This window comes from Enterobacter sp. fkY84-1 (assembly GCF_052974705.1).
Window position 1 is genome coordinate 1154860 of record NZ_CP169393.1, and the last position, 24377, is coordinate 1179236.

Below are 24377 nucleotides of genomic sequence, written 5' to 3' on the forward strand. Positions count from 1 at the left end.
ATGCTGACGTTTTTCATCAAACGCCCGCGCTTCGCGATGGTGATTGCGCTGGTCATCACCCTGCTGGGGGCCATTGCGCTGAGGATTATCCCGGTGGAGCAGTACCCGCAGATCACGCCGCCGGTGGTGAACGTCTCTGCCAGCTGGCCCGGTGCCAGCTCCGCTGACGTGGCGGAGGCCATCGCCACGCCGCTGGAGACGCAGCTGAACGGCGTGGACCATATGCTTTACATGGAGTCCACCAGTTCGGACGAAGGCTCGTACAGCCTGAACATCACCTTTGCGGCGGGCACCGATCCGGATCTCGCGGCCATCGACGTGCAAAACCGCGTGGCGCAGGCCGTGGCGCAGCTGCCGACCGAGGCGCAGCAAAACGGCGTGCAGGTGCGCAAGCGGGCCACCAACCTGATGATGGGGGTAAGTCTTTACTCACCGAATAACACCCACACGCCGCTGTTCGTCAGCAACTACGCCAGCACCCAGGTGCGCGAGGCGCTGTCGCGTCTGCCCGGCGTGGGGCAGGTGCAGATGTTCGGCGCGCGCGACTACAGCATGCGCATCTGGCTGCGCCCGGACCGCATGAACGCCCTGAACGTCACCACTGATGACGTGGCGCAGGCGTTGCGTGAGCAGAACGTACAGGGCGCGGCGGGTCAGGTGGGCACGCCGCCGGTGTTTAACGGCCAGCAGCAGACCCTGACCATCAACGGGCTGGGGCGCTTAAGCCAGGCCGACGAGTTTGCCGATATCATCATCCGCGCGGGGGAAATGGGCCAGCTGGTGCGCCTGAAGGACGTCGCCACCATCGAGCTCGGCTCGCGCAGCTACAGCTCCGGCGCGCAGCTGAACGGGCACGACTCCGCCTATTTGGGTATCTACCCGACGCCGTCCGCCAACGCCCTGCGCGTGGCCGACGCGGTGCGCGCGGAGCTGGAACGGTTATCCACGCGCTTCCCGGACGATCTGGTCTATGAAGTCAAATTCGACACCACCTCGTTTGTGGCCGCCACCATCAAAGAGATTGGCGTCTCGCTGGCGCTGACGATGCTGGCGGTGGTGGTCGTGGTGTCCCTGTTCCTGCAAAGCTGGCGCGCGACGCTGATTGTCGCCCTTGCCATTCCGGTGTCGCTGGTGGGCACCTTCGCGGTGCTCTATACGCTCGGCTACTCCGCCAATACGCTGAGCCTGTTCGCCATCATTCTGGCGCTGACCATGGTGGTGGATGACGCCATCGTGGTGGTGGAGAGCGTCGAAACCCTGATGGCGGAAGGGCAGAGCCGCACGGCGGCGACCGCGCTGGCGCTGCGCCAGATTGCCGGGCCGGTGATTGCCACTACGCTGGTGCTGCTGGCGGTGTTTGTACCGGTGGCGCTCCTGCCAGGGATCGTGGGCGAGCTGTACCGCCAGTTCGCGGTGACCCTCTCGACGGCCGTGACGCTCTCAAGCCTGGTGGCGCTGACCCTGACGCCCGCGCTGTGCGCGATGCTGCTGCGTCCGCGCCCGGGGAAACCGGCGGCCGTTTATCGCGTCTTCAACCGCGGGCTGGACGCCACGCGCGGTTTCTACACCCGTATCGTGCAGGTCTTAAACCTGCGTCCGTGGCTGGCGCTGCTGGCCACCGCAGGCGCGGCGGCCGTCGTGCTGTTCAGCTTTACGTCGATGCCAAAAGGCTTCCTGCCGCAGGAGGACCAGGGCTACTTCTTCGCCAGCGTTCAGCTGCCGGAAGCGGCTTCGCTGGAGCGCACCGAAGCGGTGATGACCACCGCGCGCGAATTAATCGCCCAAAATCCGGCGGTGGAAGACGTGATTCAGGTCTCCGGGTTTAACATTCTCAACGGCACCAGCGCCTCCAACGGCGGGTTTATCTCCATCATGCTCAAAGACTGGAGCGAGCGTCCGCCGCTGGATGAGGTGATGGGTACCCTTCAGCGCCAGCTGCTGGCCCTGCCGGAGGCGACCATCATGACCTTCGCGCCGCCGACGCTGCCGGGGCTGGGCAACGCCTCGGGCTTTGACCTGCGTATCCAGTCTCAGGCGGGGCAGAGCCCGGCGGAGCTGGAGCGCGTGACGCGTGAGGTGCTGGCGAAAGCCAACCAGCACCCGCAGCTGAGCCGCGTGTTCACCACCTGGAGCAGCAACGTGCCGCAGATGACGCTCACCGTTGACCGCGAGCGCGCGGCCCGCCTCGACGTGCCGGTGTCACGCATCTTCAGCAGCCTGCAAACCGCCTTTGGCGGCACCCGCGCCGGGGATTTCAGCATCAACAACCGCGTCTACCACGTGGTAATGCAGAACGAGATGCAGTGGCGCGAGCGCGCCGAGCAGATCGGCGAGCTGTTCGTGCGCAGCAACAGCGGCGAGCGGGTGCGCCTGAGCAACCTCGTCACCATCACGCCGACCGTCGGCGCGCCGTTCCTGCAGCAGTACAACCAGTTCCCGTCCGTGTCGGTGAGCGGCTCGGCAGCCGCTGGGGTGAGCAGCAGCACCGCCATGGCGGCGATGGGCGAGATTCTGGCGCAGAGCCTGCCAGCCGGCTACGACTACGCCTGGAGCGGCATGTCGTACCAGGAACAGCAGACCGGCAATCAGGCGATCTGGATCGTGCTGGCGGCGGTGGTGATGGCGTGGCTGTTCCTCGTCGCCCAGTACGAGAGCTGGACGCTCCCGGCAAGCGTGATGCTCTCGGTGCTGTTCGCCCTCGGTGGGGCGCTGGTCTGGTTGTGGCTGGCGGGCTACGCCAACGACGTGTACGTGCAGATTGGTCTGGTATTGCTGATCGCGTTAGCGGCCAAGAACGCGATTCTTATCGTCGAGTTCGCCCGCGCGCGGCGCATGGACGGAATGGCGATTGTCGATGCCGCGCGGGAAGGGGCCTCGCGCCGCTTCCGGGCGGTGATGATGACCGCCGTGTCGTTCATTATCGGCGTATTGCCGATGATGCTGGCGACCGGGGCGGGCGCCCAGAGCCGCCGCATCATCGGCACCACGGTCTTCAGCGGCATGCTGGTGGCGACCGTGGTGGGGATTCTGTTCATCCCGGCCCTGTTCGTGCTGTTCCAGCGCCTGCGGGAGTGGGGCCACGGCCTTACGGACTCGTCGCCCACAGCTCGCAGTGCTTCTGCACCAGAGAAATCAGCGAGCCGCCGTCGGCGATAAAGTCCCGCATGCGCTGCGCCTCGCTCTTGCCCTGCTTTAACAGCAGGGCAATTTCATTGATTGCGCTTGTCGCGCCGAGCTTCTCGGCCGACGGCGCCACCTGCTCCAGCAGCCAGGCGATATCTTCCGCCACGGTTTTGTGCTCGCCGGTGTGCACGTCCGTCAGGATCCCCTCCAGCCCGTAGCGACACGCCTGAAAACGGTTAAAACGGTAGAGCAGAAAATCCCGTTCCTGATGCTTATACGGCCGCGTGGTCAGCAGCCAGTGCGACGTGGCCTGAATCAGCCCGGCGATGTTAATCGCGTGGCCGAGCGTCAGCGGCGTATCCATCACCCGCACCTCCACGGTGCCAAAATGCGGGCTGGGGCGAATATCCCAGTGCAGATCTTTGATGCTGTCGATCATGCTGGTGGCGCTCAGGCGGCGGAACAGCCCTTCGAACTCCTGCCAGCTGTTGACCCACGGCATCTGTCCGTTATCCGGGAACCCGGAGAAGATGTTGAGCCGCGACGTGGAGAACTTCGTGTCCGTGCCCTGCATGTACGGCGAGGCGGCCGCCAGGGCAATAAAGTGCGGTACAAAGCGCGACAGGCCGTGCAGGAGGTAAATGGCGTCATCCCCGGTCCGGCAGCCGACGTGAACGTGCTGACCGAACACCGTCGCCTGCAAAATCAGGTAGCCAAAGCGCTCCAGCGTGACGTTATAGCGCTCGTCGTCGCACACCTCCTGGCGCTGCCACTTCTGGAACGGGTGCGTTCCGCCGCCGCAGATCTGAATGTGCTGCTCCGCCGCCGCGCGCAGGATGCTCTGCTGCATCACCGAGAACTGCGCCGCCGCCTGGTCGATGGTCTGACACACGCCGGTGGCGATTTCGAGCATGCTTTCGGTGATGTCGTGTTTGACTTCACCGCCTTTGATGTCGTCTTTGACGGCGGCGATGAGCGCGGAGGAGTCCTGGCTGAGATCGTACCCCGGCGGGTTAACCACCTGCAGTTCGAGCTCGATGCCAAGGGTGAACGGTTCAGAGGATTTAAAATCAGGTAAAGGCATGGCGCACTCCGTTGTCTGTGAATGTTGAGTATAGACAACGGGTGTGGCGCGCTCGTCTCAGGGTGGTATAACTGATAGCAGGCTTAGCAAAAGGGGAGTGACACATGTCTGACTATCCAACCATTGCGCTGATTGGTCCCGGTGCGATTGGCACCACCATTGCCGCGGTGTTGCATGACGCGGGCCGCACGCCGCTGCTCTGCGGACGCACCGCGCATCCGGAATTACGCCTGCGTCACGATGAGGGTGAAACGGTGGTGCCCGGTCCGGTATTAACCGATCCAGCGGCCATCACGCGCCCCGTTGACCTCGTGTTTATCGCGGTGAAAACGACGCAAAATGCCGACAGCGCCGGGTGGCTGCGCGCCCTTTGCGATGAAAATACCGTGGTCTGCGCCCTGCAAAATGGCGTAGAGCAGAAGGCGCAGCTTGAGCCTTTGGTCAGTGGCGCAACGGTGCTGCCGTCGGTGGTCTGGTTCCCGGCGCAGCGCGAGCCGGATGCCTCCGTCTGGCTACGGGCGAAGCCGCGCCTGACGCTGCCGGACGTGCCGCAGGCGCAGCGGGTGGTCGAGGCGCTTCGCGGTACGCGCTGTGAAGTTGAACTGTCGGCTGATTTTCCCACCGTCGCCTGGCGCAAGCTGCTGCAAAACGCGGTCGCCGGGCTGATGGTGCTCGCTAACCGCCGTGCCGGGATGTTCAGGCGCGAGGATATCAGCGAACTTTCGCTGGCCTACCTGCGCGAGGGGCTTACTGTCGCCCGCGCCGAGGGGGCGAAGCTGGCCGATGACGTGGCGCAGGAGATTCTGGCGAACTTTCAGCGCGCGCCTGAGGACCTCGGCACGTCGATTCTCGCTGACCGTCAGGCGGATCGCCCGATGGAGTGGGACATCCGCAACGGCGTGATCCAGCGCTACGGCCGCAAACACGGGATTGCGGTGCCCATCAGCGACGTGGTGGTGCCGCTGTTGGCGGCGGGGAGCGAGGGGCCGGGTTAACGGTTACTGTTTTTCCGTTCGGCAAAATAATGGGCAAGCGTGGCTGTGGGGCGAAAGAGGGGGAAGATGATAGATGTGAATATGAATGTCTGCTTTGTGCCAAAAGCAGACGTGGATAATGTTGAGATATGTTAATTTATGGGGAGCAGGTCAACAAATAAAAGGAGAAGAAGATGCAAATCAAATTTGGGGTGTTGTTACTCGTGGTGCTTGTGCCATTGACATCGACTGCAGCAAAAGGGAGTTTTATTTTTTCGGTCGGTAATGAGAAAACTTTGTTTGATTCTGGATGTGTAAAGACAATTGATTATGTAGAGAAGGATGAGATAGGTGCAGAGAATTTAGTCTTTAGATTTTCCGATGAATGTGGCAAAAGGTTGTCGGACATGACCCGACAGAATATCGGAAAGCATATGACCATCGCCTACGATGATAATAAAATTACTTCCGCTATGATTGCCTCGCGCCTGAGTACCAGTTTCAGAATATCCACAAAAGACATACCAAGAATAATGTTAATGCAAATACTTAACGATTATGATGGTGTTCGTGATTAACCAGAAAAAGCGGAAAATAATAATTTATTTGGCAATGTAAAAGTCATTCATAAAGACAATTTCCGCTCTACGCTCACAGCGGACATCGATCTTCGAGCCGATCCGCGCTGTGACAAGATCGGACTTTCTATGGCTATTATTTGTCAAAAAATTGAGCACAGGTCGCATCAGCACATCATATCTATAAGTCAATTTCTCTTTCTGCAACATAAATCACGCCTTTCACTTCATTTGGCAATATTTCATATTTCAATGGTGTTTTTGGTTTCGAAATTAATTTATATCCACCTTGTTCATAGTCGTAGCTGAACAATCCTTTACTTGACATCTCAACAAATGAGCGCAGATAGGAAGAACGTTGATTGTCATTTGAAAATGCAGGCAAATTGCCTTCTATCACATACACCTCTGACAAGGGTTCCAGCGAGTAAATATAATCAAAAATAAAATTATAGTCCTCGACAGATGACTTGATCCTTTCAGGAATCGGCCCCTGATCTGCTGTTGCAAAATGCGCTAAGTACCCTTCCTGGCTGGATAAAAACCAGTCCAGATCATATTGTAAAAAGTCATCGTCCATTTTCGTCATTTTTTTACACCAAATATCTTTTTTCATTTCTCACAACGTAGAATCACATCGCCACTACCTGACCGGATGCGATGACCTATCCCCGGTTGATTATCACATGCTAGTGTTAGACCTGCATCTGATACAGAATGGATTAAAGGACCGTTTTTCGCTCATAGCTGTCGCTCTTAAAGGTTTTCCATATAATAAAACGCATTCATTAACTCATCTTCTGTGAGTGGCGATATCAGACTTGCGCCTGTATCACTCTCAACCTTCATCAGTAGCTCGCTGCGGGTGATTCCCAATCTATTCGCTACGTGGTTTGCGCAACTCCGTGCGTGTGATGCTCTATGCGCAAGAGGAGCTTCTATGTCTAAGACTTTTCTTTTTGATGATGAATGTGACATTGATTCCTCCTTTAATCGAAATTGCTGTCCAATCAGGCATGATGCGATAAGAAAAAAACTGATGTTTCTTGCGAGCTTCTACCTGAAGGGGAAAGAGCGCCTCAAATAAAACTTCGTAAACCATAATAGCTGAAGTTGGTGATCGTGTCCGCTCTTCAAACATAACGGCCGTTGCCGACCAAATTCTCTGATTTCATGCTCATGTTATCGGTTTAGCGTCCGATAAATAATGTAAACTAGCGTAGTTTGAATGAGGGAAAAGGATGAGGGAACTAGCTGAATTAATTGATAAAAAGAGATCTGGCTGGCATTCAGTGAAACAATGGCTGCAAGAAGCAAGCAATAGCTATGAAGTCTTACCTTGTAACCTTGCGCAAGCTCGCGCTGATTTACATCAGCTTCAGATAACTACTTTCTCTCCGCTTGGGGCAATTTCATATGAAACGGGAGGAATACTCATTGATAATGGTTGGTTGCGAATTTTAGGCTCAGGTCACACCAGACTGTCAAGAAGTCTGGCTTCATGGACGCAATTGGTAACTGCTGGTCAGACATTTCAGGCATTATTAATTGCTGATGATGCATCTGGAGGTTTTTTTGCACTTAACGGGGGAGAATTAGGTAAAGATCTCGGTGGGATATATTACTTTGCTCCGGATACTCTTGAATGGAGAGCCTCGATACCCACTATTCAGGTTTTCTGCATTGGGCACTTTGCGGAGATTTGGATTTATTCTATAAAAATGTACGCTGGACGGGTTGGCGCGAAGAGATGGCTTTAATGAATTGTAATCTCGTTTATTCTTTCTATCCTTTTCTCTGGACCGAACAGCAGTTGTCTGTAGAAAAGCGTTCGCGAGTTACGATACCTGTTGAAAAGCACTGGGCACTTTGCCTGGATTTACAACATCAATTAACCAACATGCAGAGCGACGATTTGCTTCCTCCTTGATTAACCAACGTGATAAATGTTTAGAGAATAAGCTAATTTTTATATAAATGATTTTTATTGAATGAGTAAGTTGATTTAAACCGAAACGGAACGAGAAATGGAAAAAATAACGTGCATGCTTTTTATTACTCTGATGTTAACTTCTTGCGCTGTCAAGAAAAACAACCAAAGTGATATAAGTCCTGAACTGCAAAATAAAATGGGAGTTATGTACGCGAAAGGGCTAGGTGTTGAGGTGGATTACCATAAAGCTTTTGAATTTTATATGAAATCAGCTCTTCGAAATTATGCTCAAGCCCAAAATAATGTGGCATTTTGTTATGTTTCTGGGCAAGGGGTTAAAAAAGATTATTCAAAAGCGATGCAGTGGTATTTAAAAGCCGCACAACAAAACCATGCTGAAGCTCAAAATAACATTGGCGTCATGTATGAAAAAGCAGAGGGTATACCGCAAGATTATGCTCAGGCTATGAAGTGGTATCTTAAAGCGGCCAGTAACGGTAATGCCAATGCTAAAAAAAATATTGGAAATCTTTATTACTACGGGAAAGGAGTGCCGCAAGATTATGCAAAAGCTATGGAGTGGTATGAAAGCATTAAAAACACTGATATTTATTTACCAGAGTGATAAGCTTCCCCATGCAGTTTGCCTGTAGGGAAATAGTTTCAGTTATTGAGGTATGTCCTTTCTTTGCTAAAAGCGGACCTTGCCCGCTTTTCTGCCCTTTCCCTATCATGAGCGGAGGGTGATAGCCTCCGCTCAGTTTTGATGTCGGGACGTTGAACAATAGAGCTCTGCATGCACAGGCATCAAATGATGAAGCCACACGTGCTTTTATCTGATAAACGTTCTTTTTACGCGAACAGATGTTATGAAATAAGGAATCCAAATCAAAGCTGTTATCACGTTTCTAAAAACAGGTACAAGTTCATTATATCCAATTTCAGCGCCAGGAATTAATATGTAAAGCAAGTAGGTATTAAATGACATTGTCGTCACGATTGATATTAAAAACAAAATATAAAGCTTTGGTAGCGATTTCTTCTTTCTTAGGAAAAATGAAAAAACAGTGACTGTAAAAAGAAATTCGCCAATATAAATAACCAGGGAAAGCATGAAGAAGATTTTTGCATTTGCATTCAAATGCGAATAGTTTTCTATCGTAAATTTAAATGCATCTGTCATTGCAAAAAGATAGGAAGCAGCAGTGACCACTAATCCTATAAGAGGGAGAAAAAGAAAGCCTCCAATTTTCCTGAAGATTTTATCTTCGCAACTGTCGCAAAACTCTCTGTCCTGAGGTATTTCGACCCCACACTTTATGCATCCCCATTCCATATATGGACCTTTGGTAAATTTTATAATTAACAATAGATTAAACGAAGTCTATTACAAACACAACTGACCGATAAATAAGTGTACTGTACAGGTAATTTTTCGCGTAAATTTGTGTTAAGGGTGAATATCCGCCGCGCAGGTATTCATTTTAAAGGCGGTTGATCGGTACCGCTTTTTGCTAATAACCGCTCCTCAAACATTTCTTCCCGGCAGTTCTCGTCCGGAAACGGATATTTAAAGCGAAGTGCTAACGCTGAACGCCATAAGGTTATCTGTTGCACTTCAGTCCAGCTTCTCGATATTCAACCTAACCGCTTTCAGCGTTCTCCTGCGGATCCAGCCGCTGCCCGCCCGGATTATCAGCCAGTAAGCCGCCATCCTGAGCCGGGTGCTTCTGTCCGGGCAATCGACGAACGTTTCTGTACTGAGTTCATGCTGGCCTGGCGCCAATTCCGTTACCTGATAGCGCAGCAACAATGTCGCGCTGCCCGGCGTCACTGACGTCTGAAAAGCGCTGACATCCGGTACTTTTTCCAGACCAAAATCTGAACGCCAGAACTGTCCTCGCAAGCCATAGCAGAGCTCAGATGCTGAGTTTTTCAAAAGGGTAAAACTGTGCAGGCCAAAGTTGCCGATGGAGTTAGCCTGCTGATTACGCAGAAATTTCTGGGGTAATTGCCGTAAAAACATCAGCCGCCGAATGACGACATCTTGCCGGACGTCAAAGTTTGCAATCAACGGCAGAATATGTTCGGGATGCGCAGTATGAATGACCGTTCGGTGTTTTTCATGAAACTGGAACTGAGGTAAAAAAGCGGGGACATCCTGCCACTGAGCAAGCGCTTTGCGGGTTACGAATCCAGGATTCAGCATTTCTCTTCCTTGTCATCCCTTGAGTGCAGCCAGAGTATCAGATGGCGTTCCGCAAGCAATTACCAGGAAAAGAGAGGGGTATCTGGCCGAAATGCTCCCCCATCCGCAGCAGCAGAATTCCGGCCCATCACCCGTCTCAGTGCGCCGTAATATACGGCTCCTTCACAAACTCCGCCAGCAGCCAGACCATATCGTGCAGCAACCCGGTGAGTTCTTTCGCCACGCTTGCAGGCAGTGTCCCGCCCATCACCGCCAGCGTTAACGCCAGAGCATAATCCACCTGCAACGCCGTCTCCTGCCAGCAGTCTGGCACGCAGGAAACGATCTTCTCCCCCGCGATGAGCCTTTCAACCAGATGCGAGGGAAGTTCTGTATCGCAACATTCACGCAGGCGTTTAAGCAGTGCCAGCAAGCGCTTGCAAAGTATGGAAAACGTCACGGGATCGTCAGTTTCAACCAGCACGCTCACACAGGCGGCGCAGGTGTCAGCCAGTTCGAAGAGATCTGCGGAATCGCAAAGTTGATGATTGATGAGGTGGTGAACCGCGCTTTCTTCGGAGAGCGCATAAGAAAACTCAGGGACAGTAGCCATTTAGCATCCTCTTTAAGTAAAAATGTCACGTTATGCTAACGGGTTCCTACGCCCGGTTACGGATGGGCCGCAACGCAGGCACTTTACGGCGGTGAAAAAAGGAAGGAAAGGGGATGCCCCTGAATTACATAAGGTTGCTTGCAGGTTTGCGAGGCGGCTTCCAGAAGGGCATTGCCGGGTGGCGGCTACGCCTTACCCAGCCTACAAAAACCACCAACCAAATCCACCTGGCTCGGCCGCTACCCCTCGCTCATCATCGCCAGAAACCGCTTCACCGTCCGCGAGCGTTCAAAGCGCCGCCAGCAGAGCGCGATATCGGTGTAAAGCTCCGGCGAGCTCAGCGCGTGGTAGGTGACATTTGGCGGAGAAATGGCCGCCATGGATTTCGGCACCAGCGCAAACCCGCCGCCGGCGGAAACCATGCTCAGTGAAGATGAAAGCTGTGATGACTGCAGCGCGTGCTGCACGTCGATCCCGGCCCGCTCGCAGCAGCCGTGAACCCGGTCGTACAGGCCGGGCGCGACCTCCTGCGGGAACAACACCACCGGCGTATCCCGAAGCTGCTCTAACGCCAGCGAATCGTGCGCCGCCAGCGGATGATCGCGATGCAGCGCCACCACCATCGGCTCCCGGTCGAGGATGGTTAACTCGAACGCCTTGCTGCTCTCGCACGGCAGGCGCACGAAGGCGATATCCAGTTCACCCTCCGCCAGCATCGTCGTCAGCGACGACATATTGGCTTCCACCTGGTGAACCTGCACCGCCATGTTCTGCACCTGAAACTGGCGAATCAGCGCGAAAATTTTGGGATGAAAAGCATCGGAGCTGGTGATGCCAATCGACAGGTTACCGTTCAGCCCGCGCGCGATGCCGCGGGCTTTCTCCAGCGCGGCGTCGCTCAGCGCCAGGATCTTGCAGGCGTCCTCGTAGAAGGCTTCTCCCGCTTCGGTCAGCTCCACGCCCCGCGTCAGGCGTCTGAACAGCGGCGTGCCCACTTCCTCTTCGAGCCGTTTGATCTGCTGACTCAGAGGAGGCTGTGAAATACCCAGCGCTTCGGCCGCCCTGGTGAAGTGTCGCTCGCGTGCAACCGCGACAAAATACCGCAGATAACGAAGTTCCATATCTAAAACGTCTCAAACCAGCATGGTTTCTATATTGGAACTCTCTGCTGAATCGGGTCAACATTTATTTAACCTTTCTAAATAAAGTTGAAGAGGACGAGCATGATGGTGCATTCATCTGCCTGCGACTGTGAAGCCAGCCTGTGCGAGACCCTGCGCGGGTTCTCCGCCCAGCATCCTGACAGCGTGATCTATCAGACATCGCTAATGAGCGCCCTGCTAAGCGGCGTGTACGAGGGGGAGACCACCATCGCCGATCTGCTGGCACACGGTGATTTTGGTCTGGGCACCTTCAACGAGCTGGACGGCGAAATGATTGCCTTCAGCAGCCAGGTGTACCAGCTGCGCGCCGACGGCAGCGCCCGGGCCGCGAAGCCGGAGCAGAAAACGCCGTTCGCGGTGATGACCTGGTTCCAGCCGCAGTACCGTAAAACCTTCGACGCGCCGGTCAGCCGTCAGCAGATCCACGACGTCATCGACCAGCAGATCCCCTCCGATAACCTGTTCTGCGCGCTGCGCATTGACGGCAACTTCCGCCATGCCCACACCCGCACCGTACCGCGCCAGACGCCGCCGTACCGCGCGATGACCGACGTGCTGGACGACCAGCCGGTGTTCCGCTTTAACCAGCGCGAAGGGGTGCTGGTCGGGTTCCGCACGCCGCAGCACATGCAGGGGATCAACGTGGCGGGTTACCACGAACACTTCATCACCGACGACCGTCAGGGCGGGGGCCATCTGCTTGACTACCAGCTGGAGAGCGGCGTGCTCACCTTCGGTGAAATTCACAAGCTGATGATTGACCTGCCCGCCGACAGCGCCTTTTTACAGGCCAACCTTCACCCCAGCAATCTGGATGCGGCGATCCGTGCCGTCGAAAACTAACAGGAGAACTACCGTGAACAGTGAGAAACAGTCACGTCAGTGGGCGCACGGCGCCGATTTGGTTGTCGGCCAGCTGGAAGCGCAGGGCGTGAAGCAGGTGTTCGGGATCCCGGGGGCGAAAATCGACAAGGTCTTTGACTCTCTGCTGGACTCCTCCATTGAGATCATCCCGGTGCGTCACGAGGCGAACGCGGCGTTTATGGCGGCGGCGGTAGGGCGGTTGACCGGCAAGGCCGGGGTGGCGCTGGTCACTTCCGGGCCGGGCTGCTCGAACCTGATCACCGGCATTGCTACCGCCAACAGCGAAGGCGACCCGGTGGTGGCGCTGGGCGGGGCGGTGAAGCGGGCGGATAAAGCCAAGCTGGTGCACCAGAGCATGGACACCGTCGCCATGTTCAGCCCGGTCACCAAATACGCCGTGGAGGTGAGTGCGCCGGACGCGATTGCCGAGGTGGTATCGAATGCGTTTCGCGCCGCCGAGCACGGCAGGCCGGGGGGCGCGTTCGTCAGCCTGCCGCAGGACATTGTTGACCAGCCCGCCACGGGGGCGATTTTACCCGCCAGCGGTCCCGCGCTGATGGGCCCGGCACCGGAATCCGCTATCAACGATGTGGCGAAGCTTATCGAAAAGGTTAAAAACCCGGTCATCCTGCTGGGGCTGATGGCGAGCCAGCCCGCCAACAGCGCGGCGCTGCGCAAGCTGCTGGAGAAAAGCCGTATTCCGGTCACCAGCACCTATCAGGCCGCCGGCGCGGTGAATCAGGAGCACTTCACCCGCTTCGCCGGACGCGTCGGTCTGTTCAATAACCAGGCGGGCGACAGGCTGCTCCATCTGGCGGACCTGATTATCTGCATCGGCTACAGCCCGGTGGAGTACGAGCCGTCCATGTGGAACAGCGGCGACGCCACGCTGGTGCACATCGACGTGCTGCCTGCCTATGAAGAACGTAACTACGTGCCGGATCTGGAGCTGGTGGGGGACATCGCCGAAACGCTGAATCAGCTCGCTAACCGTATCGATCACAAGCTGGAGCTGAGCCAGCGGGCCTCCGAAATTCTGGTCGACCGCCAGCATCAGCGCGATCTGCTCGATCGTCGCGGCGCCTCGCTTAATCAGTTCGCCCTGCATCCGCTGCGCATCGTGCGGGCCATGCAGGACATCGTGAATAACGACGTGACCCTGACCGTCGACATGGGCAGCTTCCACATCTGGATCGCCCGCTACCTCTACAGCTTCCGGGCGCGCCAGGTGATGATCTCCAACGGCCAGCAGACCATGGGCGTCGCGCTGCCGTGGGCCATTGGCGCGTGGCTGGTCAACCCGGGCCGCAAGGTGGTGTCGGTCTCCGGTGACGGCGGCTTCCTGCAGTCAAGCATGGAGCTGGAAACCGCGGTGCGCCTCAACGCTAACGTGCTGCACATCATCTGGGTGGATAACGGCTACAACATGGTTGCCATTCAGGAAGAGAAAAAATACCAGCGTCTTTCCGGCGTCGAGTTCGGCCCGGTCGATTTCAAAGTCTATGCCGACGCCTTTGGCGCGAAAGGCTTTGCCGTGGAGAGCGCCGACGCGCTCGAACCCACGCTGCGCGCGGCAATGGATGTGGATGGCCCGGCCGTGGTGGCCATTCCCGTCGACTACAGCGATAACCCGCTGCTGATGGGCCAGCTCCATCTCAGCCAGATTTTGTGACTCAACATAAGGACAGAGAAATGCAAAAAGTTGCTCTCGTAACAGGCTCAGGCCAGGGGATTGGTAAAGCGATTGCGCTTCGCCTGGTGAAAGATGGCTTTGCCGTCGCCATCGCCGACTATAACGCGGAAACGGCCAGAGCGGTGGCCGATGAAATTATCCGTAACGGCGGTAACGCCGTCGCCGTGAAGGTAGACGTTTCTGACCGCGAGCAGGTATTTGCGGCGGTGGAGAAAGCCCGCACCGCGCTGGGCGGTTTCCACGTGATCGTCAATAACGCCGGGGTCGCGCCGTCCACGCCAATCGAATCCATCACGCCGGAGATTGTCGATAAGGTCTACAACATCAACGTGAAAGGGGTGATCTGGGGCATTCAGGCCGCGATTGACGCGTTTCGTAAAGAAGGGCACGGCGGGAAAATCATCAACGCCTGCTCCCAGGCGGGCCACACCGGTAACCCGGAGCTGGCCGTCTACAGTTCCAGTAAATTCGCGGTGCGCGGCCTAACTCAGACCGCCGCGCGGGATCTTGCTCCGCTGGGGATCACCGTTAACGCCTACTGCCCGGGCATCGTGAAAACGCCGATGTGGGCGGAGATCGACCGTCAGGTCTCCGAGGCGGCGGGTAAACCGCTCGGCTATGGAACCGAGACTTTTGCCAAACGCATTACGCTTGGCCGCCTGTCCGAGCCGGAAGATGTCGCCGCCTGCGTCTCATACCTGGCAGGACCGGACTCTGACTACATGACAGGCCAGTCTCTGCTCATCGATGGTGGGATGGTGTTCAACTAAATTCTAATAAGCTCTGACATGAGTTTTCCCCTGCCCCCGTGCAGGGGCTTTTTTTTGTCTCCTCCGTCATTGTGCATTACACTGCGCGCTGCAAAACTTTAGTCATTACGATCTGACAGGCGGTAACAGCGATGAACGGTACAATCACAACGTGGTTTAAAGATAAAGGCTTTGGATTTATCAAAGATGAAAACGGCGACAACCGCTATTTTCATGTGATTAAGGTCGCGAACCCCGATCTGATTAAGAAAGATGCCGCGGTGACCTTCGAGCCTACCACCAACAACAAAGGCCTTTCCGCCTACGCGGTGAAGGTGATCCCCGAAAGCAAACATCTCTATATCGCAGGCGAGCGCGTAAAGCTCACCTCGATCAAATCCTTCGTGGTGTTCAACGAAGAAGAGCCCGTTGATACCAAAATCGACAAAGAGAACGCGGTGCTGTCGGTGGGCCTGCTGATGAACAGCATCAAGCCAAAATCCGATAAAAAGCCGGGCGAAATGCGCACGGTGAAGAAGCTGGCGATCACCACCTTCCAGAATACGACGCTGATCTTCACCGAAGATGAGATCGACATCGATGCCACGGTGAAGCTGCTGAAGTAATTGTTTGCCGGGTGGCGGCTACGCCTTACCCGGCCTACGAAAAACCATCAACGCGGCACGAAACGTAGGCCCGGTAAGCGCAGCGCCACCGGGCACCGCCGCACGCACTTAACCCATCCTGTGCTCGCCCCGTAACATCGCCTCACGGTTAAACACCTTCTGGATCTTCCCGTGCGCCATCAATGCCGCCCGGTCGGACATATGGGCAATCACGTCCGCGTCGTGACTCACCAGCAGATAGGTCATCTCATGCTCGGCCTTCAGGCGATTAAGCAGGTTCAGGATTTCCGCCTGCACCGACATATCCAGCGCCGAGGTCGGCTCGTCCAGCAGCAGTAGCTGCGGGCGCAGCAGCAGCGCGCGGGCAATCGCAACGCGCTGACGCTGGCCGCCGGAAAGCTGGTGCGGGTAGCGCCTGCCCGCGTCGGCGGAGAGCCCCACCTCGTGCAGCGCATTGGCCACCTTCTCCGCGACCTGCGTCTCGCCGCGAATGTTCAACGGCTCCGACAGCGTGCGAGAAATCGTGTGGTTGGGATGCAGCGACGCCCACGGATCCTGAAACACCATCTGCACGTTGCGGCGAAGCTCGCCTTCAAAGCGTCGCCCTGGCGTTAACGCTTCTCCCAGCATCGCAATACTGCCGCGCCACTCGCGCTGCAGCCCCGCCAGCACGCGCAGAATAGTCGATTTCCCGCAGCCGGATTCACCGATCAGGCTGAACGTCTCGCCTTTCTCAATGCTAAAGCTGGCGGCCGAAACCGCCGTTTTTTCCCCGAAGGCGACCTGCACCTGGTTAACCTCAACGATCGCCATCGCTGGCCTCCTTCCACGGCTGCGAACGATCGAGCGTCGGCAGCATCTGCCCATAGGTATGGGCGTCTGGACGACAGGTCCACAGGGTGCGCGTGTACGGATGCGTCGCCTGCGGGAGCTGGCTTGCCGCCATCTCATCGACCTTTTCGCCCTGATACATCACCAGCACGCGGTCGCAGTGCTCCGCCACCAGCGGCAGATCGTGGCTGATGAGCAGCATCGCCATCTGGCGTTCTTCGCACTGCTGCACCAGCAGCTCGAGGATCTGGTTGCGCAGGCGGGCGTCCAGCGCGGAGGTCGGTTCGTCGGCAATCAGCACCTGCGGGTTGTTGATCAGCGCCATCGCAATCATCACCCGCTGGCCCATGCCCCCGGAAAGCTCACCGGGGTAGCGTGACAGCACGCTCTCGCTCAGCCCGACGGCGCGGAGGATGTCGTGAATGCGCGCCGCACGCTCCGGGCGCGACAGGCGCTGATGCAGCGTGAGCGCCTCATCAAGCTGGGCGGCGACGCTTTTCACAGGGTTAAGGGCGTAGCGCGGGTCCTGCAGGACCATCGCAATCCCGTTGCCGCGCAGCGCCTGCCAGCGACGGGCGTTCAGGGTCAGCAGATCGTTGCCCAGCACGTTAAGCCGGTTGGCGCTCACGATACCGGGTTTGCGCACCAGACCCATCAGGGCGCGGGCGGACATGGACTTGCCGGAGCCGGATTCCCCCACCAGCGCCAGCCGCTCGTTGCCAAGCGTAAAGCTCAGGTTGTTGACCACGCATGCGGCGGGGTAGTCGATATTCAGCGCATCGACGATGACGCGGTGTTCAGTCATGCTGTGGCTCCAGTACATCGCGCAGGCCATCGCCCAGCAGGTTAAACGCCAGGCTGGCAAACAGAATCGCTCCGCCCGGAATAGCGGCAATCCACCACTGGTCGAAAATCACCTGCATGCCGTCGGCAATCATCGCCCCCCATTCGGCCATGGGCGGACGTGCGCCAAGGCCGAGGAAGCCGAGACCGGCGGCGGCCAGAATAATCCCCGCCAGATCCAGCGCCAGCCGCACAATCGCGGACGGCAGGCACAGGGGCAGAATATGGCCGACCAGCAGGCGCGGGCCGCGGATCCCCATCATCTCCGCGGCGGCCAGGTAATCGCTGTGGCGCAGACGCTGAATCTCGCTCCGGGCCTGACGCGCATAGGCCGGCCAGGTGGTTAAGGCCAGCGCCAGCGTGCCGTTGACCAGCCCCGGGCCGAGCATCGCCACAAACGCGAAGGCGAGGATCAGGCGCGGCATCGACATCACCACGTCGGTAAAGCGCATCAGGACTCGCTCCAGCCAGCCGCCGTAGTAGCCGGACAGGATCCCCACCAGCAGCCCGGCGGGCAGGGTGATAACGGTGACTAATGCCACCAGCCCGAGCGCCGGACGGGTGCCGTAAATCAGGCGCGAGAGCAGATCGCGCCCGTAGCTGTCGGTGCCCAGCCAGTGCTGGCCGTTCGGTGCCTGCAGGCGCGCGGCGGCGTCCTGCCAGTTCGGATCAACCGGTGCCAGCCAGGGCGCGAACAGGGCGATCAGTACCAGCAGCGCGAGGGCAATCAGCCCGCAAACGGCGGCAGGGGAGCGGCGCAGGCGGCGTAAGAAGAGATAAAACGGCATCAGCGCACCCTGGGATCGGTCGCCCGCACAAGCAGGTCGGTAAGGTTATTGATCAGGACAAAGCAGACGCCAATCAGCAGCGTGCCGCCCATGACCGCGGTGGTGTCTCCGGCGAACAGGGCGGTGGTGAGATAGCGTCCGATGCCCGGCCACGAGAAGACGGTCTCTGTTAATACCGCACCTTCCAGCATGCTGGTATAGGCCAGGGCGATCACCGTCAGCAGGGTGCTGCGAATGTTCGGCAGCACGTGGCGCAGCAGAATGGTCATCTCCCCGGCGCCCTTGGCGCGGGCAAGCAGGATGTACTCCTTGTTCATTTCGCTGAGGCAGGCGGAGCGGGTCAGACGGGTAATGCTCGCCAGCGAGTAGTACGCCAGCAGCAGCACCGGCAGCACCAGGTGGCTGATGGCGTTGCGAAACGCCTCGCGATCGCCGGAAAGCCAGGTATCTATCAGCGCAAAGCCGGTGCGCGGCTCGACGGTAAACTGCCAGATGTCGTCCAGCCTGCCGGGGCCCACGCTCCACTGCAGCTTCGCGTAGAACAGGGCCAGCATCAGCAGGCCAAGCCAGAAAATCGGCACCGAGTTGCCGAGCAGGGTGAGCGTTCTGATCGCTAAGTCCAGTGGCGAACCGGCGTAGCGGGCGCACAGCACACCCGCAATCACGCCGAGTATCGTGCCGATAATTAGCGCCAGCGTTGCCAGCTCCAGCGTGGCGGGGAAGGCGTGCAGCAGATCCTGCAGCACCGGCTGCCCGGTGGCGCTGGCGGTGCCTAAATCCCCGTGGGCAAGGTTTTGCAGGTAGTGCCAGAACTGCACGGGCAGGGGACGATCCAGCCCGAGCTGGTGGCGAACCTGATCGTACGTTGACTGGCTGGCGTGATCGCCGACGATCTGCAGCACGCGATCGACCGGTGAAAACGCCGAGAGCGCAAACGTGACCAGCAGCAGCCCGAAGAGCGTCAGCAGCAGGGTCAGCAGACCCTGAAGCACGCGGGTGGAAAGATGTGGCATGGAAAATCTCTTCATGCCGGGTGGCGGCTTCGCCTTACCCGGCCTACAAAAACCGAGAACACAGGCCGGGTAAGCGCAGCGCCACCCGGCAACAAGGGCTACTTCGTGACGCGATCGTACCAGACCATATCCGCGTTCAGCCCCTGCTGATACCCCTTCACGTTATCGCGCACCACGATCTGGGTTTTGCCCTGATCGACGAACACGTACGGCGAGCTCTGCTGCAGCTGTTCCTGCATCTTCTTGTACAGATCCAGACGTTTCGCTGGATCCGGTTCGGCAACCGCCGCCAGCGTGGCCTTGTTCAGCTCCGGGATTTTCCAGCCGTTCAGACCGGCCACGGTGCTGGACTTCCCGTCGTTCCACGCGAAGGCGCTGGCGTTGGAGTGCGCGTCGAAGTAGTCCGGGATCCACAGACGGATCGCCGCCTGATGCTGCTTAGCGCGCACGCGGGCATAGACCTGGCTCCCGGCGGCAGGCAGCAGATCCACCTTCACGCCACCCTGCGCAAAGCTCGCCTGCATCGACTGGGCAATAGTGATAAACGGCGGCTTGTTCTCCACGTCCAGCGTGAAGTGCGCGTCCTTAATGCCCGCTTTGGCAAGAATGGCTTTCGCTTTTGCCGGGTCAAATTTAAACGGATTGTCTTCCAGCGCGCCCGGCAGGCCGACCGGCAGGAAGCTCTGGTGAACAAAATACTGGCCTTTCAGCAGGTTCTTCGTGATGCCGTCATAGTCGACCAGCCAGCGCGACGCTTCCCAGAACGCCGGGTTGTTCAGCAGCGGATTAGCGCTGTTGCCGGTGTTAAACACCAGGTAATTCTGCTCCGCAGACGGGATGCTCAGCACCTTCACGCCCGGCTTGCCGTCCAGGGCGCTAATCTGGTCTGCACCCAGATCGCGCGCCACGTCCGCGTCCCCCTGCTGGATCAGCAGGCGGCGTGAAGCGGGGTCGGGGACGTTCTTAATGATGATGCTTTTGAGCTTCGGCGCGCCGCCGGGCGCGGCGTCGTTAGCTTCCAGCACGATGGCCTGATGCGGCTGATAGACGCGCATTTTGAACGCGCCGCTGCCCGCCGAGTGCATTTTCAGCCACGCGTTACCGAAGTCGTTATCCTTGACGTTTGCGGCGACCTGCTTTTCATCGACGATGGAGGCTATCGGCGTGGAGAGGATATTCAGCGCCACCGAGGGGCTAACGTCCGCCGTCCAGTGAAGCTGGAGGGTATGATCGTCCACCTTTTTCAGCTGGCTGGCGATGTTGCTCGCGTCCCAGCCCAGCACGTTGAGGATAAGGCCGGGGATTTGTTCAGCGTCACGGCGCGGGTATAAGAGAAGATCGCGTCTTCCGGGCGCAGCGGGTTGCCGGAGGCGAATTTCGCATCGGGTTTAAGCTTGATGGTCAGGGTTTTTGCTGCCGCGTCCGCGTCCCAGCTTTCTGCCAGAACAGGCGTGATTTTTTCCGGATTATCGCGGTCCGGCTGCACCAGACGCTGGTACAGGCTCGGCACGGTCTGGATGCTGGAGAGCTCGTTGGCTTCGGCCGGGTCGAGGCTCACGATGTCATCAAGCCCCTGGGCAACCACCAGCGTGTTGGGCGGCGTAGCGGCGTGGGCGGCGCCTGAGAGCGCAGCCAGCACCAGTAACGGCAACAGTTTTTTTGTCATAGCGATCCCTGAGAAGAATATATTGTGATTGTTTTATGCTCCGCTACGTTAGGGCGACTGTGCCATTCCACAAAGTCGAAATTCAGCTTTACTTATGCCTTCCGGGAATATCGCATGCGGTCGGGCTATTAAAACACGCTGCTTTTCGCCTGCTTTTTAACCTGCTATAACAAATGCCTTACCTTTCAGGGAGTCACCGCCGTGCCCGAAATCAATCAACATGGTCAAACCGTTAACGATATCGTTCCCGACTGGAAAGGCGCGCGCGCGTTAACCCGCACGCCGCTGTTCGGCCAGTATTGTCGCCTGGAGCCGCTGGACGCCGATCGCCACGCGGCCGATCTCTTTGAGGCCTACGCGCTGGGCGACGACAGCGACTGGACGTGGCTTGCCAGCACGCAGCCCACGAGCGTGGAAGCCACCGCGCACTGGATCATGGCGAAGGTCATGGACGATGAGCTGGTGCCGTTTGCCGTCATTGACTTACGCAACGAACGGGCGGTGGGGCTGGTGAGCTATATGGCCAACGAGCGGCTGCTGGGGTCGGTGGAAATTGGTCACGTCACCTGGTCGCGCAAAATGAAAGGTTCCCGCATCGGCACCGAAACGGTGTGGCTGCTGCTGAAAAATGCGTTTGAGCACGGCTACCGGCGCCTCGAGTGGAAGTGCGATTCCATGAACGTGGCGTCGCGCAGGGCGGCGGAGCGGCTGGGGTTTGTCTGGGAAGGACGCCTGCGCCAGAAGCTGGTGCGTAAAGGGCGCAACCGCGACAGCGATATGCTTTCTATTATTGACGGCGAATGGCCGCAAAGAGACGCGGAGCTGCGCGCCTGGCTGGCGGCAGAGAATTTTGACGATGAAGGGCGGCAGATAAAGCGGCTTGAGGCGTTTCGGTTATAAGTTTTTTATGTAGGGTACAGCGTAAACGCGCGGTTAATCCGCGGAAATCGCGATTTCAATCAGGTTGGTTTTTCCTGACTGCAGGCCGCGCGTTACCGCTTCGGCGATATCCGCAGCCTCGGTCACCCGGCAGCAGTGGACGCCCATGGCGGTGGCCAGCGACTGAAAATCAATATGCGGGTTCACCAGGTCCATCCCGATAAAACGCCCCAACCGCGTTGAGCTGTAGTCAGCCTGGCTCTTCATAAAGTTTTTCAGGATGTTGTACTCCCTGTTATTCATGACGATAAAGGTGACCGGCAGATTTTCGTGTGCCGCCGTCCAGAGCGCCTGCGGCGAGTAGAGGGAGGCTCCGTCTCCAACTAAACACACTACCGGCTCGCGACCCAGCCCCAGCGAGTGGCCTACTGCTGCGGGCATCCCCCAGCCCAGTCCGCCGCCGCGCATAAAGTAGTAGCGCTGGTGCTGCTGGTCAGAGATGAACCGGCGGACATGCCTGGCGGTCGCTATCGCCTCATCCACGATGGTGGTACCCGCCGGAATGGATCGGATGACTTCCCAGGCTGCGACCATCGGCGAAAGGGCCGGGCGTAGCCGCTCGACGGCCAGACGTTCCTCCTGCTGCTGCCACTCCTTCTCTCGTTCGTCGCGGGCCGCCACCAGCAGCCGCTGGTGGGCCAGCGTGCTGGCGATCAGGCGCTGCTTAAGCTTTGGCAGCAGTTCGTGCAGGGACAGTTTGATATCCCCCATCACCGAAAGGCGAGTGGCATAGGTGCGGCCAAGCTCGTGCATATCCGCCGAGAGCTGGTACACCGCGCAGGTCGCCGGAATAGCCTCGCCCTCGCTGTACAAAATGGTGATCAGGCTTCTGCCGCCGATGATGAATACGGCATCGTAGGCATTGATGATGCTGGCGATTTCGCTGGCGGTGGTGGGCATATTGCCCCGCCAGAGCGCGTGCTGAGTGGGAAAAGGCAAATTCAGCGGCCAGGAGGAGCCGTAGACGTGGGCGCTGAGCGCTTCCGCCAGCTCGACAATCTCCTGCGTCGAGCCGCTGGAGTGCACCTCATCGCCCGCCACAATCATGATCCTGCCCGGCGCGATCTCGCTGAGCGCCTCCGCCAGCTCGTCCAGCGAGCCCGCCACGGTGTGGTAGTTCACTCTCGACGGCGTCTGTATCCCGGCATCGCTCAGCTCTTCCATCACGTTCATCGGCAGGGAGAGCAGTACCGGACCGGCCGGAGGATAGCTGGCAGCGTGAAACGCGCGGCGCACCAGCACCGGGAGCTGGTCGGCGCTGGTGACCTCCTGCGCCCATTTCATGACCGGGGAGCCAATGGAAACAATATCATCATACAGCAGCGGGTCGCGGACGTAGTGCCGCGTATCCTGCTGTCCAACGGTCACCACCAGCGGGGTTTTCATGATCCGCGAATTAATGAGATTCCCCATGCCGTGCCCCAGGCCGCTCGCGGTATGCAAATTGATAAAGCCCGTTTTGCCGGAGGCTTTCGCGAAGCCGTCGGCAATCGCCACCACGGTGCTCTCCTGAAGCGCCAGAATATAGTGAATATTTTCATGGCGAAGCAGGGCATCAATCAGAGGAAGCTCGGTGGTGCCGGGGTTGCCAAAAATATATTCCACGCCTTCACTCTCCAGCACTTCAAGAAGAATATCGGCACCCGTTCGCATATTGAGATCTAATAAGGACGTTAATGATTTAATCATACTGACACCTCATTCAGTATTATTTAACCCAGGCTAAAATTCTTCCTGCGTCGGACGCACAACAATTTCATTAATATCAACGTCGCCAGGCTGTTCTATGGCAAATAAAACCGCGCGGGCAATTGCGTCAGCCGGAATAGCCTGCTTATAAAACTCATGGAGAAATTTTTTACTCTCTTCGTCAGAGCTGCCGAATTGCAGTTCGCTTTCGACGGCGCCGGGCGAAATAAGCGTCGTGCGGATAGTTTTACCCGCCTCCTGACGTAAGCCTTCACTCAGCGCGCGGACGGCGAATTTTGTGGCGCTGTACACCACGCCGCCAGGTGCCAGCACCTTGATGCCCGCGACGGAGGCAACGTTAATAAAATGCCCGCTGCCCTGACGCTGGAACACCGGCAACGCGGCCGCGATGCCGTACAGCACCCCTTTCAGATTGGTGTCAATCATCTTGTCCCATTCGTCGGTTTTCAGCTCGCTCAAGGGGGCGATAGCCATAAAGCCCGCGTTGTTGATTAGCACATCCACGCGCTGGTAGGCGGCAACGGCAGCGTCAATGGCGCGCTGAACCTCCTCCTGACGGGTGACATCGGCCTTCACGGCTATCGCCTTGCCGCCTTGCTGAATAATCTGATCCACCAGGGCATTAATTCTGTCCAGACGGCGCGCCACCAGCACCAGCGAAAACGCGTTATTCGCTAAATGGAGGGCAATCGCCTGACCAATACCGCTGCTGGCACCGGTAATGACAACAACCTTGTTTGCACTATTATTCATGATCTTATCTCGCTATTGAGTGATGCAAAAAATAAAAGGCAGAGAAGCATTAATGAATAATGACAAATTCATTAATGCGGTTTTTGATATATTGTGTATCGGGAATAAAATGATGTTCGTTTAAAACTTAATGGAGTACGCAAGAGTCTGTCAATGTCGTTTTTTAATAATTACATTAATTACAGGCTTAATATTTAATTCTTATAGGTAACCGAGAAAAGTATATAAATGAAATGGGGGCACGAT

The 24377-nt window shown here is 57.4% G+C and carries 21 protein-coding genes and 2 pseudogenes; 10 read left to right on the forward strand and 13 right to left on the reverse strand.

What is annotated here, in order from left to right; all coding sequences use genetic code 11:
- Positions 1 to 3156 carry an efflux RND transporter permease subunit gene (locus ACEPLT_RS05375; protein ID WP_032674307.1) on the forward strand — a complete coding sequence of 1052 codons (3156 nt, stop codon included), beginning with the start codon at positions 1 to 3 and terminating at the stop codon, positions 3154 to 3156.
- On the opposite strand, the gene ACEPLT_RS05380 is transcribed toward ACEPLT_RS05375, so the two are convergent.
- The gene (locus tag ACEPLT_RS05380) at positions 3086 to 4207 is read right to left on the reverse strand and encodes a YbdK family carboxylate-amine ligase (protein ID WP_032674308.1); all 1122 of its coding nucleotides are present in this window, start codon (positions 4205 to 4207) and stop codon (positions 3086 to 3088) included. The two genes, ACEPLT_RS05375 and ACEPLT_RS05380, sit on opposite strands and share 71 nt — an antisense overlap.
- Positions 4208 to 4311: 104 nt before the next feature.
- Between ACEPLT_RS05380 and ACEPLT_RS05385 the strand changes: the two genes are divergently transcribed.
- Both ACEPLT_RS05385 and ACEPLT_RS05390 read left to right on the forward strand, forming a co-directional pair.
- Positions 4312 to 5202, forward strand: a complete 891-nt coding sequence (locus tag ACEPLT_RS05385) for an oxidoreductase (protein WP_032656089.1) — start codon at positions 4312 to 4314, stop codon at positions 5200 to 5202.
- A 173-nt stretch (positions 5203 to 5375) separates the two neighbouring features.
- Positions 5376 to 5759, forward strand: coding sequence for a SecDF P1 head subdomain-containing protein (locus ACEPLT_RS05390; RefSeq protein ID WP_023326846.1), 384 nt, complete (start codon positions 5376 to 5378; stop codon positions 5757 to 5759).
- A gap of 181 nt (positions 5760 to 5940) precedes the next feature.
- Here the strand turns inward: ACEPLT_RS05390 and ACEPLT_RS05395 are convergent, their stop codons facing one another.
- Entirely contained in the window at positions 5941 to 6375 is a 435-nt protein-coding gene (locus ACEPLT_RS05395) for a hypothetical protein (RefSeq protein WP_232927995.1), read from the reverse strand.
- 625 nt (positions 6376 to 7000) lie between these two features.
- On the opposite strand from ACEPLT_RS05395, the pseudogene ACEPLT_RS05400 reads away from it, so the two are divergent.
- Positions 7001 to 7689 (forward strand): annotated as a pseudogene (locus ACEPLT_RS05400) (DUF2625 domain-containing protein).
- 97 nt (positions 7690 to 7786) lie between these two features.
- Positions 7787 to 8317, forward strand: a complete 531-nt coding sequence (locus ACEPLT_RS05405; RefSeq protein WP_050484877.1) for a tetratricopeptide repeat protein — start codon at positions 7787 to 7789, stop codon at positions 8315 to 8317.
- 207 nt (positions 8318 to 8524) lie between these two features.
- Here ACEPLT_RS05405 and ACEPLT_RS05410 read toward each other — a convergent pair whose 3' ends face one another.
- The 4 genes from ACEPLT_RS05410 to ACEPLT_RS05425 all read right to left on the reverse strand — a co-directional run bounded on the left by ACEPLT_RS05410 (position 8525) and on the right by ACEPLT_RS05425 (position 11614).
- Entirely contained in the window at positions 8525 to 9028 is a 504-nt protein-coding gene (locus ACEPLT_RS05410; RefSeq protein ID WP_232927998.1) for a DUF2569 domain-containing protein, read from the reverse strand.
- A 282-nt stretch (positions 9029 to 9310) separates the two neighbouring features.
- Complete coding sequence (locus tag ACEPLT_RS05415; protein ID WP_032656095.1) at positions 9311 to 9901, reverse strand: hypothetical protein; 591 nt, start codon at positions 9899 to 9901, stop codon at positions 9311 to 9313.
- 136 nt (positions 9902 to 10037) lie between these two features.
- Positions 10038 to 10493: a hypothetical protein gene (locus ACEPLT_RS05420; RefSeq protein ID WP_232928001.1), complete on the reverse strand. Its 456-nt coding sequence runs from the start codon at positions 10491 to 10493 to the stop codon at positions 10038 to 10040.
- 239 nt (positions 10494 to 10732) lie between these two features.
- Complete coding sequence (locus ACEPLT_RS05425) at positions 10733 to 11614, reverse strand: LysR family transcriptional regulator (protein ID WP_126348490.1); 882 nt, start codon at positions 11612 to 11614, stop codon at positions 10733 to 10735.
- Positions 11615 to 11719: 105 nt separating this feature from the next.
- Between ACEPLT_RS05425 and budA the strand changes: the two genes are divergently transcribed.
- From budA to ACEPLT_RS05445, 4 genes are all read left to right on the forward strand, one after another.
- Complete coding sequence (gene budA, locus ACEPLT_RS05430; RefSeq protein ID WP_031275271.1) at positions 11720 to 12499, forward strand: acetolactate decarboxylase; 780 nt, start codon at positions 11720 to 11722, stop codon at positions 12497 to 12499.
- Positions 12471 to 14192, forward strand: coding sequence for an acetolactate synthase AlsS (gene alsS, locus ACEPLT_RS05435; RefSeq protein ID WP_249429221.1), 1722 nt, complete (start codon positions 12471 to 12473; stop codon positions 14190 to 14192). The genes budA and alsS overlap by 29 nt, the downstream gene beginning before the upstream one ends.
- Before the next feature lie 20 nt (positions 14193 to 14212).
- Positions 14213 to 14983, forward strand: coding sequence for a (S)-acetoin forming diacetyl reductase (locus ACEPLT_RS05440; protein ID WP_008499406.1), 771 nt, complete (start codon positions 14213 to 14215; stop codon positions 14981 to 14983).
- Positions 14984 to 15114: 131 nt separating this feature from the next.
- Positions 15115 to 15588 carry a cold-shock protein gene (locus tag ACEPLT_RS05445; RefSeq protein ID WP_032674316.1) on the forward strand — a complete coding sequence of 158 codons (474 nt, stop codon included), beginning with the start codon at positions 15115 to 15117 and terminating at the stop codon, positions 15586 to 15588.
- A 108-nt stretch (positions 15589 to 15696) separates the two neighbouring features.
- Here the strand turns inward: ACEPLT_RS05445 and ACEPLT_RS05450 are convergent, their stop codons facing one another.
- From ACEPLT_RS05450 to ACEPLT_RS05470, 5 genes and pseudogenes are all read right to left on the reverse strand, one after another.
- Positions 15697 to 16401 (reverse strand): ABC transporter ATP-binding protein, encoded by a 705-nt coding sequence (locus tag ACEPLT_RS05450; protein ID WP_032674317.1) that lies wholly within the window; start codon positions 16399 to 16401, stop codon positions 15697 to 15699.
- Positions 16388 to 17224: an ABC transporter ATP-binding protein gene (locus ACEPLT_RS05455; protein ID WP_032674318.1), complete on the reverse strand. Its 837-nt coding sequence runs from the start codon at positions 17222 to 17224 to the stop codon at positions 16388 to 16390. Before ACEPLT_RS05455 ends, ACEPLT_RS05450 begins: the two co-directional genes overlap by 14 nt.
- Entirely contained in the window at positions 17217 to 18050 is an 834-nt protein-coding gene (locus ACEPLT_RS05460; protein ID WP_032674319.1) for an ABC transporter permease, read from the reverse strand. Before ACEPLT_RS05460 ends, ACEPLT_RS05455 begins: the two co-directional genes overlap by 8 nt.
- Positions 18050 to 19063 carry an ABC transporter permease gene (locus tag ACEPLT_RS05465; protein ID WP_023293080.1) on the reverse strand — a complete coding sequence of 338 codons (1014 nt, stop codon included), beginning with the start codon at positions 19061 to 19063 and terminating at the stop codon, positions 18050 to 18052. Before ACEPLT_RS05465 ends, ACEPLT_RS05460 begins: the two co-directional genes overlap by 1 nt.
- Positions 19064 to 19161: 98 nt before the next feature.
- A pseudogene (locus ACEPLT_RS05470) lies at positions 19162 to 20729 on the reverse strand (ABC transporter substrate-binding protein).
- 201 nt (positions 20730 to 20930) lie between these two features.
- Here ACEPLT_RS05470 and ACEPLT_RS05475 point away from each other — a divergent pair.
- Positions 20931 to 21629: a GNAT family N-acetyltransferase gene (locus tag ACEPLT_RS05475; protein WP_021242634.1), complete on the forward strand. Its 699-nt coding sequence runs from the start codon at positions 20931 to 20933 to the stop codon at positions 21627 to 21629.
- 33 nt (positions 21630 to 21662) lie between these two features.
- Here ACEPLT_RS05475 and ACEPLT_RS05480 read toward each other — a convergent pair whose 3' ends face one another.
- The gene (locus ACEPLT_RS05480) at positions 21663 to 23357 is read right to left on the reverse strand and encodes a thiamine pyrophosphate-binding protein (RefSeq protein ID WP_248248789.1); all 1695 of its coding nucleotides are present in this window, start codon (positions 23355 to 23357) and stop codon (positions 21663 to 21665) included.
- 33 nt (positions 23358 to 23390) lie between these two features.
- Positions 23391 to 24131, reverse strand: a complete 741-nt coding sequence (locus ACEPLT_RS05485; RefSeq protein ID WP_032674323.1) for an SDR family oxidoreductase — start codon at positions 24129 to 24131, stop codon at positions 23391 to 23393.
- Positions 24132 to 24377 lie beyond the last annotated feature (246 nt).

Coding starts and splice junctions, on each gene's coding strand:
- ACEPLT_RS05380 (WP_032674308.1), bottom strand. CDS start 4,207: ATGCCTTTACCTGATTTTAAATCCTCTGAACCGTTCACCCTTGGCATC.
- ACEPLT_RS05425 (WP_126348490.1), bottom strand. CDS start 11,614: ATGGAACTTCGTTATCTGCGGTATTTTGTCGCGGTTGCACGCGAGCGA.
- ACEPLT_RS05485 (WP_032674323.1), bottom strand. CDS start 24,131: ATGAATAATAGTGCAAACAAGGTTGTTGTCATTACCGGTGCCAGCAGC.
- ACEPLT_RS05450 (WP_032674317.1), bottom strand. CDS start 16,401: ATGGCGATCGTTGAGGTTAACCAGGTGCAGGTCGCCTTCGGGGAAAAA.
- alsS (WP_249429221.1), top strand. CDS start 12,471: ATGCGGCGATCCGTGCCGTCGAAAACTAACAGGAGAACTACCGTGAAC.
- ACEPLT_RS05390 (WP_023326846.1), top strand. CDS start 5,376: ATGCAAATCAAATTTGGGGTGTTGTTACTCGTGGTGCTTGTGCCATTG.
- ACEPLT_RS05420 (WP_232928001.1), bottom strand. CDS start 10,493: ATGGCTACTGTCCCTGAGTTTTCTTATGCGCTCTCCGAAGAAAGCGCG.
- ACEPLT_RS05410 (WP_232927998.1), bottom strand. CDS start 9,028: ATGGAATGGGGATGCATAAAGTGTGGGGTCGAAATACCTCAGGACAGA.
- ACEPLT_RS05385 (WP_032656089.1), top strand. CDS start 4,312: ATGTCTGACTATCCAACCATTGCGCTGATTGGTCCCGGTGCGATTGGC.
- ACEPLT_RS05445 (WP_032674316.1), top strand. CDS start 15,115: ATGAACGGTACAATCACAACGTGGTTTAAAGATAAAGGCTTTGGATTT.
- ACEPLT_RS05465 (WP_023293080.1), bottom strand. CDS start 19,063: ATGCCACATCTTTCCACCCGCGTGCTTCAGGGTCTGCTGACCCTGCTG.
- ACEPLT_RS05395 (WP_232927995.1), bottom strand. CDS start 6,375: ATGAAAAAAGATATTTGGTGTAAAAAAATGACGAAAATGGACGATGAC.
- ACEPLT_RS05480 (WP_248248789.1), bottom strand. CDS start 23,357: ATGATTAAATCATTAACGTCCTTATTAGATCTCAATATGCGAACGGGT.
- ACEPLT_RS05415 (WP_032656095.1), bottom strand. CDS start 9,901: ATGCTGAATCCTGGATTCGTAACCCGCAAAGCGCTTGCTCAGTGGCAG.
- ACEPLT_RS05375 (WP_032674307.1), top strand. CDS start 1: ATGCTGACGTTTTTCATCAAACGCCCGCGCTTCGCGATGGTGATTGCG.
- budA (WP_031275271.1), top strand. CDS start 11,720: ATGGTGCATTCATCTGCCTGCGACTGTGAAGCCAGCCTGTGCGAGACC.
- ACEPLT_RS05455 (WP_032674318.1), bottom strand. CDS start 17,224: ATGACTGAACACCGCGTCATCGTCGATGCGCTGAATATCGACTACCCC.
- ACEPLT_RS05405 (WP_050484877.1), top strand. CDS start 7,787: ATGGAAAAAATAACGTGCATGCTTTTTATTACTCTGATGTTAACTTCT.
- ACEPLT_RS05460 (WP_032674319.1), bottom strand. CDS start 18,050: ATGCCGTTTTATCTCTTCTTACGCCGCCTGCGCCGCTCCCCTGCCGCC.
- ACEPLT_RS05440 (WP_008499406.1), top strand. CDS start 14,213: ATGCAAAAAGTTGCTCTCGTAACAGGCTCAGGCCAGGGGATTGGTAAA.